Source organism: Sphingomonas sp. M1A8_2b (assembly GCF_053345535.1).
Genome location: NZ_JBKFAH010000003.1, coordinates 73,358 through 88,030, shown reverse-complemented (window position 1 = coordinate 88,030; position 14,673 = coordinate 73,358). Strand labels below are relative to the sequence as shown.

The 14,673-nt window shown below is 67.6% G+C and carries 9 protein-coding genes; 3 read left to right on the top strand and 6 right to left on the bottom strand.

The annotated features are described in order from the left end of the window. The 5 genes from ACLBWL_RS12880 to ACLBWL_RS12860 are packed head-to-tail and all read right to left on the bottom strand — an operon-like array spanning nt 1 to nt 7,600. The gene (locus tag ACLBWL_RS12880; protein ID WP_447793646.1) at nt 1-804 is read right to left on the bottom strand and encodes an ATP-binding protein; all 804 of its coding nucleotides are present in this window, start codon (nt 802-804) and stop codon (nt 1-3) included. 55 nt (nt 805-859) lie between these two features. Continuing rightward, the gene (locus ACLBWL_RS12875) at nt 860-2,758 is read right to left on the bottom strand and encodes a tetratricopeptide repeat protein (protein ID WP_447793644.1); all 1,899 of its coding nucleotides are present in this window, start codon (nt 2,756-2,758) and stop codon (nt 860-862) included. Beyond that, the gene (gene prsR / locus ACLBWL_RS12870; RefSeq protein ID WP_447793642.1) at nt 2,751-4,130 is read right to left on the bottom strand and encodes a PEP-CTERM-box response regulator transcription factor; all 1,380 of its coding nucleotides are present in this window, start codon (nt 4,128-4,130) and stop codon (nt 2,751-2,753) included. Before prsR ends, ACLBWL_RS12875 begins: the two co-directional genes overlap by 8 nt. Next, nucleotides 4,127-6,193 carry an XrtA/PEP-CTERM system histidine kinase PrsK gene (prsK, locus tag ACLBWL_RS12865; RefSeq protein WP_447793640.1) on the bottom strand — a complete coding sequence of 689 codons (2,067 nt, stop codon included), beginning with the start codon at nt 6,191-6,193 and terminating at the stop codon, nt 4,127-4,129. The genes prsR and prsK overlap by 4 nt, the downstream gene beginning before the upstream one ends. A gap of 18 nt (nt 6,194-6,211) precedes the next feature. Then, nucleotides 6,212-7,600 (bottom strand): TIGR03013 family XrtA/PEP-CTERM system glycosyltransferase, encoded by a 1,389-nt coding sequence (locus ACLBWL_RS12860; protein ID WP_447793638.1) that lies wholly within the window; start codon nt 7,598-7,600, stop codon nt 6,212-6,214. Nucleotides 7,601-7,761: 161 nt separating this feature from the next. Between ACLBWL_RS12860 and ACLBWL_RS12855 the strand changes: the two genes are divergently transcribed. The 3 genes from ACLBWL_RS12855 (at nt 7,762) to ACLBWL_RS12845 (ending at nt 12,169) form a co-directional block, all read left to right on the top strand. Beyond that, nucleotides 7,762-8,844 (top strand): mannose-1-phosphate guanylyltransferase/mannose-6-phosphate isomerase, encoded by a 1,083-nt coding sequence (locus tag ACLBWL_RS12855; protein WP_447793636.1) that lies wholly within the window; start codon nt 7,762-7,764, stop codon nt 8,842-8,844. A gap of 418 nt (nt 8,845-9,262) precedes the next feature. Beyond that, the gene (locus ACLBWL_RS12850; RefSeq protein ID WP_447793634.1) at nt 9,263-11,077 is read left to right on the top strand and encodes a DUF885 domain-containing protein; all 1,815 of its coding nucleotides are present in this window, start codon (nt 9,263-9,265) and stop codon (nt 11,075-11,077) included. 6 nt (nt 11,078-11,083) lie between these two features. Next, complete coding sequence (locus ACLBWL_RS12845) at nt 11,084-12,169, top strand: sialidase family protein (protein ID WP_447793632.1); 1,086 nt, start codon at nt 11,084-11,086, stop codon at nt 12,167-12,169. A gap of 175 nt (nt 12,170-12,344) precedes the next feature. Here the strand turns inward: ACLBWL_RS12845 and ACLBWL_RS12840 are convergent, their stop codons facing one another. Then, nucleotides 12,345-14,648 carry a glycoside hydrolase family 3 C-terminal domain-containing protein gene (locus ACLBWL_RS12840; protein ID WP_447793630.1) on the bottom strand — a complete coding sequence of 768 codons (2,304 nt, stop codon included), beginning with the start codon at nt 14,646-14,648 and terminating at the stop codon, nt 12,345-12,347. Between the last annotated feature and the right edge of the window lie 25 nt (nt 14,649-14,673).

Here is a 14,673-nt window from a genome sequence, read left to right as displayed (position 1 = left end):
TCAAAGGCTGCGGCCGGCCTGTCCGGCGAGATCGACGACGAACTGCCACGCGACGCGGCCCGATCTGCTGCCGCGTCGCGTGGCCCAGCCGATCGCGTCCGCGGGGTCGAACGTCAGGTCGTACGCCGCAGCATAGCCGGCGACGATTGACAGATAGCCGTCCTGGTCGAGCGCATGGAAGCCGAGGCTCAGCCCGAAGCGATCCGACAACGCCAGATGATCGTCGGCGGAATCGCGCGGATTGATCGCGCTTTCCTGTTCGGCGATGTCGCGGGGCGCCAGATGACGCCGGTTCGCGGTCACCAGCAGGCGGACATTGTGCGGGCGCGGCTCGCTGCCCCCTTCGAGCATCGAGCGTAGCGCACGCGCCTCGGCCGGCACGTCGAAGCCGAGATCGTCGACGAACACCACAAACGCACGATCGACTGAGGCTAACGTCGAGAACAGCATCGGCAGGCCGGTCAGGTCGGAGACTTCGACGAGCGCGAGATCGCTGGCGTCCGCCTGGATCGCGGCGACGGCGCTCTTGACCAGCGCCGACTTGCCGGTGCCCCGCGCGCCCCACAGCAGCACGTCCTGCGCGGCGTAGCCGCTGGCGAGACGGCGAAGGTTGGCGAGCAACGCCGCCTTCTGCCGGTCGATGCCGATCAGCCGGTCGAGCGACAGTGGCGCGAAGCCGCGGACTGGCACCAGCGCGCCACTCCTCCAGACATAGGCCGGATGCGCGCGTGGATCGGCGGCGGGCGGCGGCGGTGGCGACAGGCGCTCCAGCGCGGCGGCGATACGGTCCAGCGGGTCGGTCATGCGCCGCTATTGGCCGCGCGAAACGCCAGAGACAAGCGTCCCCACGCGCTGACGATCAGTCGAGCTGGCGCAGATGTCCGGCGATCGCGGCGTCGGTGGGGGCGAGGTGCGTCGCCTTGATCAACACCTGACGCGCCCCCGCCAGATCGCCGTTCGCGGCCAGCGCGATGCCATACGCATCGGCCGCCGCCGCGCGCATCGGCGACAACGCATAGGCAGCGCGGCCATAGCGGACCGCGATCGCGCCATCGTCGCTGCCCGCATAGGCCAGCGCGAGGTCGGCGAGCACACCGCCGTCCTGGTTGCCGACGCGGGCGCGGACGCTTTCCAGAGTCTCGATCGCGCGGTCCCATTCGCCCGATGCGACCTGAAGATGTCCCAGCAGGCGCGCGCCTGCGAGGCTCTGCGGGTTCTGCGACAGGTACAGGACGAGCGTTGCCGCCGAATCCTGCGCCCGGCCGGCACGGGCCAGCGTATCGACGAGCCGCAGCATGGTCGGCTCGTCGAACGACAGATCGGCGGCCTGCGCATAGGGCCCGGCGGCTTCCGCAAAACGCCCCGCCGCCGCCAGCGAATCCCCCAAGGCCAGCTGCGCCGCGGGCGCACCGGGCGTTGTCGCAACGAGCGCGCGCGCGCGGGCAATAGCGCCCGGATAGTCTTCAGTGGCGACCGCGACGCGGATCGGGGTCGATGCGGCGCGGTCGAGGAACACCGCCGCCGCGGCCCGGTCGCCCGCCGCCTCCAAAGCGCGCGCGATCAGCGTGAGCGAATAGCTGTCCGCATCGGCACGCACGCCGACCGGTCGCAGCGCATCGACCGCCCCGCCGGCATCGCCAACATGCAGCAGCGCGGCTCCGAGCAATCGGCGAGCGACGATGCTGGACGGCTGAATCCGGACGAGTTTGCGCCACGATGCCGCCGCCTGCGCGTAAACCCCTTCCGCAAACGCCAAATTGCCAGCCAGCAGGAGCGTGCCCGGCAGGTCGTCGATCGCGCCACCGGTATCGCGGAGCAGCGCCTGCGCCAGCGATATCCGTCCGGCACGCGCGGCGAGCACCGCCTGGAGATACAACGCCATCGGGCTGCCGGGACGCGCGAGAAGCGCATGGCGCGTGGCGGCAAGCATGTCGGCGTTGCGCCCTGCATCGCCGAGCGTCGCGGCATAGTCGATCAGCGCCGGCGGATAATAGGCATCGCGCTGCAACGCCGCCTCGAACCAGGGCAGCGCCACGACGAGGCCATAGCGGCTGCGGACGACGTCGCCTTGCAGCACGAGCGCCGCGGGTCGGCGCCGATCCAGCGAGACCGCACGCGTTGCGGCGATCGTCGCACCGCCGACATCGCCACCGGTCAGGCTGATCCGGCCGAGATCGGTCCAGGCCGCAGCGTCCGTCGGCGCACGTGCAAGCAGCGCCTGGAGAACCGCCACCGCTTCGCCGGGACGTCCCAGTGCCGCGAGCGCCCGTGCCCGCACCCGCGCGGCGTACCCGGCATAGCGGGGTTGGGTCGCCGCGGCTTCGACCAGCGCGCCGTTCGGATCGCCGCGCAACAGGCGGGCATGCGCCCAAAGCTGATGCAGTCGATCTGCGGGAAGTCCCTCGGCGGTCGCCCGCGCGAGTTCGGTTTCCGCCGCGATCCCGTCGTCCAGCTCGAGGAATGCGCGCGCCAGGACCGCATGCGCGATTCCCGATTTCGGTTCTGCGGCAATCGCCCTTTGCGCATAGGTGCGTGCAGCGCTGTAATTGCCGGCGTCGAGCGTCTTCAGGCTGTTGGCAAGCAACTGACCCGCGGTCGGCTGCGCCGGTCGCATCGCCGCCGCGATGCCGACCAGCACGACGACGAAACCCAGCATGCAGATTGCCAGCACGCGGGTCCGGTTGCCCGCAAACGCCTTCGCCATCCGAAAGCGGCGTTTGCGCCGCCGCCGCAACAGCGGATAGATCGGCTCAGCCATGCAGATCGTAGCTCTTCAGCAGATCGTACAGCGTCGGCCGACTGATCCCCAGTAACCGCGATGCGCTCGAGATATTGCCATCGGCGCGGGCGAGCGCCTGGCGGATCGCCTTGCGGTCGGCCAGTTCGCGCGCGGCCCGCAGGTTGAGCGCGGCCGTTTCCTCGCTGGCGCCGTCGAGATCGAGGTCGCTGGCGGTGACCAGTTTGCCATCGGCCATGATGACCGCGCGTTTGATCCGATTCTCGAGTTCGCGGACGTTGCCGGGCCAGCCCCAGGCGTCGATCGCAGCGCGGGCGTCGGGGGCTAGGCCGGTGACAGCGGGGTTCATCGCCTTGGCGTAGCGCGTGACGAAATGCCGCGCGAGCAATACCGCGTCGCCGGTCCGCTCGGCGAGAGGCGGTATCCGCACGACGATCTCGGCGAGACGGTAATAGAGGTCTTCGCGAAACCGGCCGGCGGCGACCATCGCGTCGACATTCTGATGCGTCGCGCAGACGATCCGGGTATCGACCGGGATCGCTTTCCGCCCCCCCACGCGCTCGATCACGCGCTCCTGCAGGAACCGCAGCAGCTTCACCTGAAGCGCGAGCGGGACGTCGCCGATCTCGTCGAGGAACAGCGTACCGCCGGCGGCCTGTTCGATCTTGCCCTCGGTGGTCTTGACCGCGCCGGTGAACGCGCCCTTCTCGTGGCCGAACAATTCGCTTTCGAGCAGCGTCTCGGGGATCGCCGCACAGTTGATCGCGACGAAATTGCCGCGCGACCGCGGCGACGCGTCGTGCAGCCCGCGTGCGAGCAGTTCCTTGCCGGTCCCGCTCGCGCCGAGCAGCATCACCGAGACATTGGCGGGGGCGACTCGCTCGAGCGTGCGCGTGACGACCGCCATTTCGGGCGATGCGGTGACCAGACCGCCAAAGCCGCCGGGACCGATCCGCGCGGCAAGCCTGCGGTTCTCGGCTTCCAGCGCGTGGACATGGAACGCACGGCCGACGATCAGGCCGAGCGCGTCGATGTCGATCGGCTTGGCGTAGAAATCCCAAGCCCCATCCGCAATCGCCTGCAGCGCGCTCTCGCGGGCGCCATGCCCAGAGGCGACGATGACCTTGCTATCGGGCTTCATCGCCAGGATATCGCGTAGCGTCGCGAACCCTTCGCTAACGCCGTCGGGGTCGGGTGGCAGGCCGAGATCGAGCGTCACGACCGCGGGCTCATGCGCGCGGATCGCGTCGAGCGCCTGCGCACGATCGCTCGCGACGACGATCTCATACCCCTCATATGCCCAGCGAAGCTGACGTTGCAGGCCGGCATCGTCCTCGACGATCAGCAGCACGGGCAAGGGTGTGGACGCTCGCGACGTCCGGTCTTCGCTCATGCCGCCGCCTCCAGCCGATCGGCGACGCGAAGCAAGATGCGGAACCGCGTCCCCTCACCCTCGCGGCTGGTGACCTCGAGCGTGCCGCCCATCGCGTGGACGAGCTGGCGGGCCTCGAACGCGCCGATCCCGAACCCGGCCGGCTTGGACGAGACGAACGGGCGGAACAGATGATCGCGGACGAACCCGGGCGTCATCCCGCAGCCATGATCGACCACGTCGATCGCGATGTGGGCGCCGATGGTCTCGACCGAAAGCAGGACGCTATCCTGCGCGCCGCTCGCCTCGATCGCGTTCTGGACGAGGTGGCCGAGCACCTGTTCGAGCCGGGTCGCATGACCCAGCGCGAACGCCGAAACCGCACGTGCGGCGATCGGGTGTTGCGCGCGCCGTGCGGTGACGACCTGATCGACGATCGCGCCGACGTCGATCGGCTGCAGCGGCTCGGGGCGGACCGGGCCATGTTGCGATAGACGGGCGAGCAACGCATTCATGCGATCGGAAGAATCCTTGAGCGTGGCGACCATGTCGACCCGGAACGCGGGATTGTCGGCATGACGCTCAGCATTGCGTGCGACGAGCGTCAATTGGCTGACGAGGTTCTTGATGTCGTGGAGAATGAACGCGAAGCGGCGATTGAACTCGTCGAACCGCGCCGCGTCCGCCAACGCCGCATGCGCGCGATCCTCGGCGAGATAGCTTGCCGCCTGCCGCCCGGCGACGCGCAACAGGTCGAAATCCTCCCAGTCGAGCGCGCGGTCGACCGGCGGACGCGCGAGCACGATCGCGCCGACCAGCGCGCCGCCATGGACCAGCGGCACGATCGCCCACGCCTCTGGAGACGCGCGGATCCAGTCTGGAACGCTCGCCGCCTCGCCTGCGGAACAGGTTCCGGCGCGCACCCCGTCGAGTTCGACGATCCGCGCGTCCTCCGACAGATAGCGCGCGAGCGCGGCGTCCGGCGGACCGTCGGACACGCTGGTCCAGTTCCACGCCGCTCCCAGAGCGAGCGCGTCGTTATCGGGATTATCGGGGACGAGCAGCAGGCCGCCGGGCGAATCGGTAAGATCGGCGATCGATTTGACGACCCGCGTCTCGAGCGATTGGGCGCCGCCGCCCGGCTTGCCGAGCGTGTCGGTGAAGCGTTGCCATTCCGCGCGATAATCATAGCGATGCCGGAAAAGATGCTTGGCGACCTTCACCTTGGTCCAGGCGCGCAGCCACGGGGTCGAAACCAAAGCCAGCAGCGCGGCGGTCGCGCCGAACACGATCGCGGTCTGGACGATGCGCAACGAGCCCCCGGCATAGCTTGCGGCGACACTGGTCGCGAGCGCGGTGGCGCCAGCGTAGAGGACGAGCGCGATCGCCGAGAGGGCCCGGACCGCGATCGGCCGCGACAGCGCAAGCGTCCAGTCGCCGCTGCGATGGACCGCGATCGCGAGCACTACCGCCACACCCGCCATCACCGCGCCTCGAAGGATCACGAGGGCGATCGACCAGTCCCCCTGGACGTAACGCGCGGCGAACAGCAGCAGGTCGACGCTCCACATCGAGGCCAGCGCGAGCACCACGAGCCGAACGCCGCCGCGCGATGCCGGCGCCGCCTGATACAGATGATGCACCAGCACCAGCGCACTGACCGCCGCCATCATCCGGAACACGAGCCGCGCGGACTCCAGCGCGACCCGCGCGTCGGCCTGGACCGGCGCCAGTTGCAGGACCGCCAGCACCGCGCTGGCGCCGGCGACGATCATCACCACGCAGTAGACCGCGCCCAGCGCGACGCTGCCGGCGCGATCGTGCCGGACCAGCGCCATCATGAACACCAGCCAGGCGATGTTGCGGACGCTTTCGGCAATCCGCGTCGCGACGTCGCGCGGATCGATCCCGGCTACCGCCAATCCCCAGAGGCTCGTCGCGAACAGCGCGACGACGAACGCGCGATGCGCCCAGCGCCCTACGCCCCAGCTCGCGCCCCGCGCGCCGCGCAGCTGCGCCAGACCCAGCGTGCCGAACAGCAACGCGGTCAGCGCGTGGCTCCACAGGATCAGCGTGCCGCTCACGATGTGCTCACCCGGCGCTCACCGCGCGCCGGTCGGCCACAACACGACGCGCAGGGTCTGCAACAAGATCAGCATGTCGAGGAACGGCGAATAGTTCTTCGCATAATACAGGTCGTATTCGAGCTTGTGCCGGGCATCCTCGATCGACGCGCCGTATGGATAGTTGATCTGCGCCCAGCCGGTGATGCCGGGCTTCACCATATGGCGTTCGGCGTAGAAGGGCAGATGTTCCTCGAGCTGTTCGACGAACTGCGGACGTTCGGGACGCGGGCCGACGAAACTCATCTCGCCCTTCAGCACGGTCCAGGTCTGTGGCAGTTCGTCGATCCGGACTTTCCGGATGAACCGGCCGATCCGGGTGATGCGGGGATCGTCCTCCGCTGCCCAGACCGCGGTGCCAGCGACCTCTGCATCCTGGCGCATGGATCGCAGCTTCAGGATGTCGAACCCCTCGTTGTACAGCCCGACGCGGCGCTGGCGGTAGAAGGCCGGGCCTTTCGACTCGAGCTTGATCGCCAGCGCGGTGAGAAGGATCACCGGGAGCGTCAGTGCGAGCAGCAGCCCGCTCGCGACGATATCGAAGGCGCGCTTGAAGACGCTCGACAGCATCCGGCTCGACGCGAACCCGTCGGAGAAGATCAGCCAGGACGGATTGACGCTCTTGAGGTCGATCCGCCCCGTCTCGCGCTCGAGAAAGGTCGAGATCTCGCTGACCTGGACTCCGGTGGTGCGGACCCGCAGCAGATCCTTCATCGGCAGCGCATTGCGGCGCTCGTCGAGCGCAAGCACGACTTCGCTCGCGTTACGATCGACGATATGCGCGGCCAGATTGGGGATATCGGCGCGCGGCCTCGCGTCGTCGATCACCTGGTTGGGCTCGCCCATCGCCACGAAGTCGGCGACGACGAAGTTGATACCGGGCTGTTCGGACAACTGCAGGATTCGCGCGGCACGGGCGCCGGCGCCGAGCACGACGATGCGACGCTTGAAGGTATCGCCGCCCAGCGTCTTGCCGAGCAGCGCACGGACCGTGACGAGCAGCACCGTCGCGATGATCGTCGAATACAGCAGATTCGACCGCCAGAAGCTCAGCGCGGGGACCAGGAAGAATATGAACGACAGCGCGATCACGCCGAGCGCCAGCGCCACGGCGAGCCGCGCCGCGGCAAACCGCAGCGACAGGAACGAGGCGACCCCGTACGCGCCGACCGCGACCAGCGACACCTGAAGCGCGATCGCAAACGTCAGCAATTGCGCGATCCGCGTATGGATCGGTGCGACCGCCATGCCGATCTGATGCGCGCGGACGACCCAGCCGATTTCCGCGGAGGCGATTAGCAGGCAGAGATCGACCAGTCCGAGCAGAAGCACGGTATGAGGCACATAGTGTTTGAAGAGCCGTATCATCCCACGCTATCCCGACACGTATTCTGTAAATATCACCGACACCTGAACCGGGTTTCGCAGCAAAATACCAAAAAACCCTGAAGACTGTGCGACGAAATGACCGATTCGACGATTGGCAAGCGCGGGCTCGTCGCTATAGCTCGCCGAAATCTGGAGGACTCATGACTGCACGTACGATCGTCCCCGTTATCCTGTCCGGTGGTTCGGGTACACGCCTCTGGCCGATGTCGCGCCCCGAAATGCCCAAGCAGATGCTGGCACTGACGGCGGACGAGACCATGCTGCAGCTGACCGCCGGGCGGGCGCTGGGCGAGCGCTACGCAGCACCGATCGTCGTCGCCAATGCGCGCCATGCCGATCTGGTCGAGCAGCAGCTTGCCGATGCCGGCGCGGCCCCGCAGGCGCTGATCCTCGAACCCGCCGGCCGCAACACCGCACCCGCGATCGCACTGGCCGCACTCGCCGCGAAAGCCGCATCGGCCGGTGGCGGTGGCGACGCGTTGCTGGTGATGCCGTCCGACCACGTGATCGGCGACGTCGCCGCGTTTCATGCGGCGATCGAGGCGGCAATGCCGCTCGTATCGCAGGGTTGGCTCGTCACCTTCGGGATCGCGCCCGATGCGCCCGAGACCGGCTATGGCTGGATCCAGATCGGCGAGCCGCTGCAGGACGGGGTCAATCGGGTCGCGCGGTTCGTCGAGAAGCCCCCGCTCGACAAGGCGCAGTCGATGCTCGCGAGCGGCGATCATGCCTGGAACGGCGGGATTTTCCTGTTCCTCGCCGATGCCTATCTCGAGGCGCTGGCGCAGTTCAATCCGGGCATCCTGGTCGCGACCAGCGAGGCGATGGACAAGGCGCGGATCGAAGGCACGCGGATCTATCCCGATGCCGCCGCTTTCGCCGCCTCGCCCGACGACTCAATCGATTACGCGGTCATGGAAAAGGCCGACCGCGTTGCGGTGGTGCCCGTCGACATGGGCTGGAACGATGTCGGCAGCTGGGACGCGCTCCACGCGATCAGCGATCTCGACGCGAGCGGCAACGCGCATCGCAGCGACAATGAGGGTCATGTCCTGGCGATCGACACGCAGAACTGCTTCGTCCGCAGCGATGGTATCCGCGTTTCGCTGGTCGGCGTCGAGGACCTTATCGTCGTTGCGAGCGGCAACGACGTGCTGATCATGCCGCGCGGCCGGAGCCAGGAAGTCAAGAAACTGATCGAGGCGATGAAGGCGAAAGCCTGACCGGCACTATCGGTGCGGGGGCGCAACTTGCTCCCGCACTGGCTTCCCTATTCGGGCGTCTCAGGGGCGCCTGGAACGCCGTGGGACTTTGGACAGCAACGTCAGCAAAGTCGGCAGATCGTCCGTGATCATCGTATCGGTCGGCGTCTGCCACGACGTCCGCAAAACCTCGCCGACTTGGCGCAATCGCACGTCGTTCGACGGCTTGGACGATCTATTAGGCACGGCTGGTCTCGATACGCACACGGGTGACCGGCGAGTGGTTTTTGGGGAGCAACACCCCGCTGGTCTTCAGGTTTGAACCGCCAGCGCAGGATGTGGTTCCGCTGGCCAGGACGAGATTTCGACGGCACGCCGCACTGGCAAACCAATACCGTGTTCGCCTAGGATAAGGCGACATATCACGGGGGAGTTCGTCATGGATCGTCGTCAGTTTCTCGCTTCAGGAGGCGTAGCCGCGCTCGCGACCACGTTGCTTCCCTCGGCTGCGTTGTCCCAGCCAACCGGCGACGCCGCGCTGAACGCCGAATTTGAGCGGATCTTCCAGCAGACTGTGACGCGGTCGCCCGAACTCGCGACCTCGCTCGGCCTCGACAAGGGGGCTCTGGCGCCGCTGAAAAGTCAGCTCTCGCCGCGGACGCCCGAGAAACGTGCCAGCGATGTCGCCGAAACCAAGGCCGCGCTGGCGAGTCTGGCGCGCTATGACGGTGCAGGACTCTCGCCGGCGGCCAAGCTGAACCTCGAAGTGGTGCGCTATTCGCTGAGCACGCAGATCGCCGCGCCCGACAAATTCGGCATGGACAGCCCGATCCGCCCCTACCGGATCTTCCAGCAGGGCGGCGCCTATTTCCAGGTGCCCGATTTCCTCAACACCGCGCATACGATCGTGGCGACACCCGATGCCGAGGCGTATCTGGCGCGGCTCGACCAGTTCGGCACGGTGCTCGATCAGGAAAGCGCGATGCAGCAGGCCGAGGCGACACGCGGCCTGCTCGCACCCGGCTGGTCGCTCGACCTGACGCTTGGCCAGATGCGGAAACTGCGCAGCCAGCCGGCGGCGACGTCGAGCATCGTCCAGTCATTGGTCAAGCGCACCGCCGCCAAGGGCCTTGCCGGCGACTGGCAGGCACGCGCTGCGAAGATCGTCGACGACAAGGTCTATCCCGCGCTCGACCGCCAGATCGCGCTGATCGAGCGGTTGAAACCCACCACAAAGCCCGGCGACGGGATCTGGCGCGTGCCGAACGGCGACGCGATCTATGCGATGGCGCTCAACCAGGCGACCACCACGACGATGAGCCCCGACGAGGTCCACCGGATCGGTCTGGCGCAGGTCGCCGAGATCACCGCGCAGCTCGACACGATCCTGAAGTCGCAGGGCTATGCGACGGGCACGGTCGGCGAGCGGCTCGCCAAGCTGAACGTCATGCCCGATCAGCTCTATGCCAACACCGCGGAAGGGCGCACCGAGCTGATCGCCGGGCTGAACGAGGGCATCAAGGCGATGTACACCAAGCTGCCCAAGGCGTTCTCGCGGGTGCCGACGCAGCCGCTCGAGATTCGTGCGGTCCCGGTCGAGATCCAGGACGGCGCCGCCAACGGCTATTACAATCGCGCCTCGCTCGATGGCAGCCGACCGGCGATCTATTTCGTCAACCTGAAGGACGTCGGCGACTGGCCGAAATACACGCTGCCGTCGCTGACCTATCACGAGGGCGTACCGGGGCATCATCTCCAGATCAGCCTCGCGCAGGAATCGAAGGACATTCCGACGCTGCGGAAAATCGGCTTCTTCTCGGCCTATTCGGAAGGCTGGGCGCTGTATGCCGAGCAGTTGGCGGACGAACTCGGCGCCTATGCGACGCCGCTGGAGCGTGCCGGCTATCTCCAGTCGTTCCTGTTCCGCGCGACGCGACTGGTGGTCGACACCGGGATCCACGCGAAGCAGTGGAGCCGCGAGAAGGCGACCGATTACATGGTCGCGACGACCGGCTTCGCGCGACCGCGGACGCTGCGCGAGGTCGAGCGCTATTGCACCCAGGCGGGTCAGGCGTGCAGCTACAAGGTCGGCCACATGGCCTGGACGCGCGCGCGGGCCAAGGCGAAGGCGGCGCTCGGCAGCCGGTTCGACCTGAAGCAGTTCCACGACATCCTGCTCGAAGGCGCGATGCCGCTGACGATCCTCGAACGGCGCGTCGACGAACGGATCGCGGCGATCCGCGGGCGGGCGTAAGTCCCCGTGAAGGCGGCGATCATCGGGCTGGCGGCGCTGCTGTCGGGGGCTGGCGCTCCCGACAACGCCGCGCGATCCGCCGCATCGGATGCGATCCTTGAGGCCGAACTGATCGATGCGCACGCCCCCTACCCGCAGGCGCACGCGTCGACGATCGTGCAACTCGCCGACGGCAGCCTGATGGCGGCCTGGTTCGCCGGATCGGGCGAAGGCAATGCCGATGTCCGCATCTGGACGTCGCGCAACGGCGGCGGCGTGGGCGACGGTTGGACTGCGCCCGAGCCGGTGGCGAACGGGATCGGCGCGGATGGTCATCGCTTTCCCACCTGGAACCCGGTCTTGTTCCAGCCCGCCCCCGGTGACCTCCGCCTGTTCTACAAGGTCGGGCCGAACCCGCGTGACTGGTGGGGGATGATGCTCCGCTCGACGGACGAGGGCCGTAGCTGGGGCAAGCCGGAGCGCCTGCCCGATGGCGTCCTCGGCCCGATCAAGAACAAGCCCGTCGTGCTGCGCGACGGCAGCTGGCTATCGCCATCGAGCCGCGAGGAGGGCACAGCGGAGGCTAATCGCTGGTCGCTCCGCATGGAACGCAGCACCGATCGCGGCGCGCACTGGACGGTCGAGCCGCCGATTCCCTCGCCGATGCATATCGAGGCGATCCAGCCGAGCGTGCTGTCCTACCCCGACGGGCGGCTCGAACTCGTTGCCCGCACGCGGCAGGGCGCGCTCGCGATGAGCTGGTCGAAGGACACCGGCCGCACTTGGTCGCCGCTCGCCGCGATCGACCTTCCCAACCCGAACGCGGGCACCGATGCGGTGACGCTGCGCGATGGGCGACAGTTGATCGTGTACAATCACAGCGGTCACTGGCCCGACCGTCCCGGCGATGGGCCGCGCTGGCCGCTCAATCTTGCGCTGTCGGACGACGGTGTGCGCTGGCATCCGGTGCTGACGCTGGAGAGCAAGCCGCTGCCCGACGGCTACGCCTATCCCGCGGTGATCCAGACGCGCGACGGGTTGGTCCGGATCACCTACACCTATGATCGCAAGCACATAAAATATGTCGTGGCCGACCCGCGGAGACTGCGCTGATCCGGACTAGAGCGATGCCCACGCCGTCTCGAAGTTCAGTTGGACATCATAATCGTACGCACCCTGCCCTTGTTCTCCCGCGAAGGCGGGAGCCCAGTCTGGATCCCCGCCTTCGCGGGGAAACATGTCCTTCGTCCTGGGGGTTCGCGCCGAGCCGCACGCCCCCCGAGCCCGCTCAGCGTCTCCGGGCGTCGAGCGTCTGCGCGGCCACGCGGACCGTTGCGGTCTGGACGATGTCCGCAGCGGAAGTGGCGAGCATGACCTTGTAATTGCCGCCCGCGATCTTCCAACCGCCGCTGGCGACGTCGAACGTCGCGAGCAGGCGCGGGTCGATCGTCACCGACACCGTCTGGCTCTTGCCCGGTGCGAGATCGACCTTGCGGAACGCGCCGAGCCGCTTGGGCGCTTCCCAGCCCGCGCCGGACACATAGACCTGCGCGACCGCCTTGCCCTGCACCGCACCCGTATTCTGCACCGTGAAGTCCGCCTTGATCCCCTTGCCGGCGGGCGCCGCAGTCAGCCCGGTCATCGCGAAGTTCGTGTAGGACAGGCCATAACCGAACGGGAACAGCGGTTTGGCGCCGGTCTTGTCGAACCACTTGTAGCCGACCGCGGCGCCCTCGATGTCATAATTGCCCATCGGATGCGAATCGCGGTCGAGCTTGGGATCGCCCTCGAGCTTGGGCCGCGGGATCTGCGCGAGCGACGCGGGGAAGGTCGCGGGCAGGTGGCCCGACGGATTGATCTCGCCGGTCAGCACGCGCGCGATCGCCTCGCCGCCCGCCGTGCCGGGATACCACGCCTCCAGCACCGCGCCGACCTTGCCGAGCCACGGCATCACCACCGGACCGCCGGTTTCGAGCACCACCACCGTCTTCGCGTTCGCGCGCGCAACCGCGTCGATCAGCGCGTTCTGGCCAGCCGGCAGGTTCAGGTCGGGTACATCGAACGACTCGCCCGTCCACTGCTCGCCGAACACGATGACGACGTCCGCATTCCGCGCCGCGGCTGCGGCCGCCTTGACGTCCTTGCCGTCGAGATACGTCACGGTCGCGCCGGTCCGCGCCTGCAACGCCTTCATCGGCGACGAGGCATGATAGGTCTTGGGACCGGGGAAGCCGCTCGGGAATTCGTCGGGTACGATCAGGCCGTTGGTCGGCGCATTGTGCGAATACACCTGCGACGATCCACCGCCCGACAGCACGCCGACATCGGCATGCGCACCGATCAGCAGGATCGACTTGGCCGACTTGGCGATCGGCAGCAGACCCGCGGTGTTCTTGAGGAGGACGATGCCCTCTTCCGCGTCCGCGCGCGTCACCGCGGCATGCGCGGCGTAGTCGATCTTCGTCGCCTGGTCGCCGTTCACTACCGTGTCGAACGCGCCGACCGAGACCATCCCCCACAGCACACGGCGCGCCATGTCGGTCGCGCGCGCTTCGCTGACATGGCCGTTGTTGACTGCCTCGCGCAGGGCATCCGCGAAGTACGCCGAGCGATCGAACGCCCAGCCCGACTGCTGGTCAAGCCCGGCATTCGCGGCCTCGCTGGTCGAATGCGTCGCGCCCCAGTCGGACATGACATAGCCCTTGAAGCCCCAGTCGCGCTTCAGGACTTTGTTGAGCAACCAGTCGTTCTCGCACGCGTAATGGCCGTTGACGCGGTTGTACGAGCACATCACCGAGCCGGGCTGGCCGACCTCGTTGGCGATCTCGAACGCGAGCAGATCGGACTGGCGTGCAGCCTGTTCGCCGATCTTGTGATCGATGTTGTTGCGGTTCGTCTCCTGGCCGTTGAAGGCGTAGTGCTTCATCGTCGACACGACGTGCTGCGACTGGATGCCCTTGATCTCGTGGCCGGTGATGACGCCGGCCAGCAGCGGATCCTCGCCGCCATATTCGAAGTTGCGCCCGTTGCGCGGTTCACGCGTCAGGTTCATCCCGCCCGCAAGCTGGACGTTGAAGCCCGACAGAAACGCCTCTCGGCCGATCATCGCGCCGCCCGCCTGCGCAAGCTCGGGGTTCCAGGTCGCCGCGGTCGCGATCCCCGACGGCAGCGAGGTACGCAGCCGCGGCGTCGGCCCGCGCTGGCTGGCGACGCCGACGCCGGCATCGGTCTCCCACTGGTTGGGAATGCCAAGCCGCGGGATACCGGGGACGATCCCGGCGGACGCGGGCAGGCCGTCCTTCGGATAGACCCAGTTCTTGACCGGCGTCTTCAGCCAGTCGGCGTTGGTCGCGAAATAGCCGAAGGTGAGCTGCAGCTTCTCATCGAGCGTCATCTCCTTGATGAGCAGCTCGACACGCGCATCCGCACTGAGTTTGGTGTTCATCCAAGGCCGGGCCTTGGGCGCTTCGGTCTTCGCCGCCGCAGCGCCCGGCGCGTTGTTGGTCGTCTGCGCGGCAACCGGCGAAGTCATCGCGAGAACCGATCCCGCGAGCAATCGGACGAACAGGGCGCGGGAACGGAATGCGGTCATGGGCTCTCTTTCACGATGATCTTCT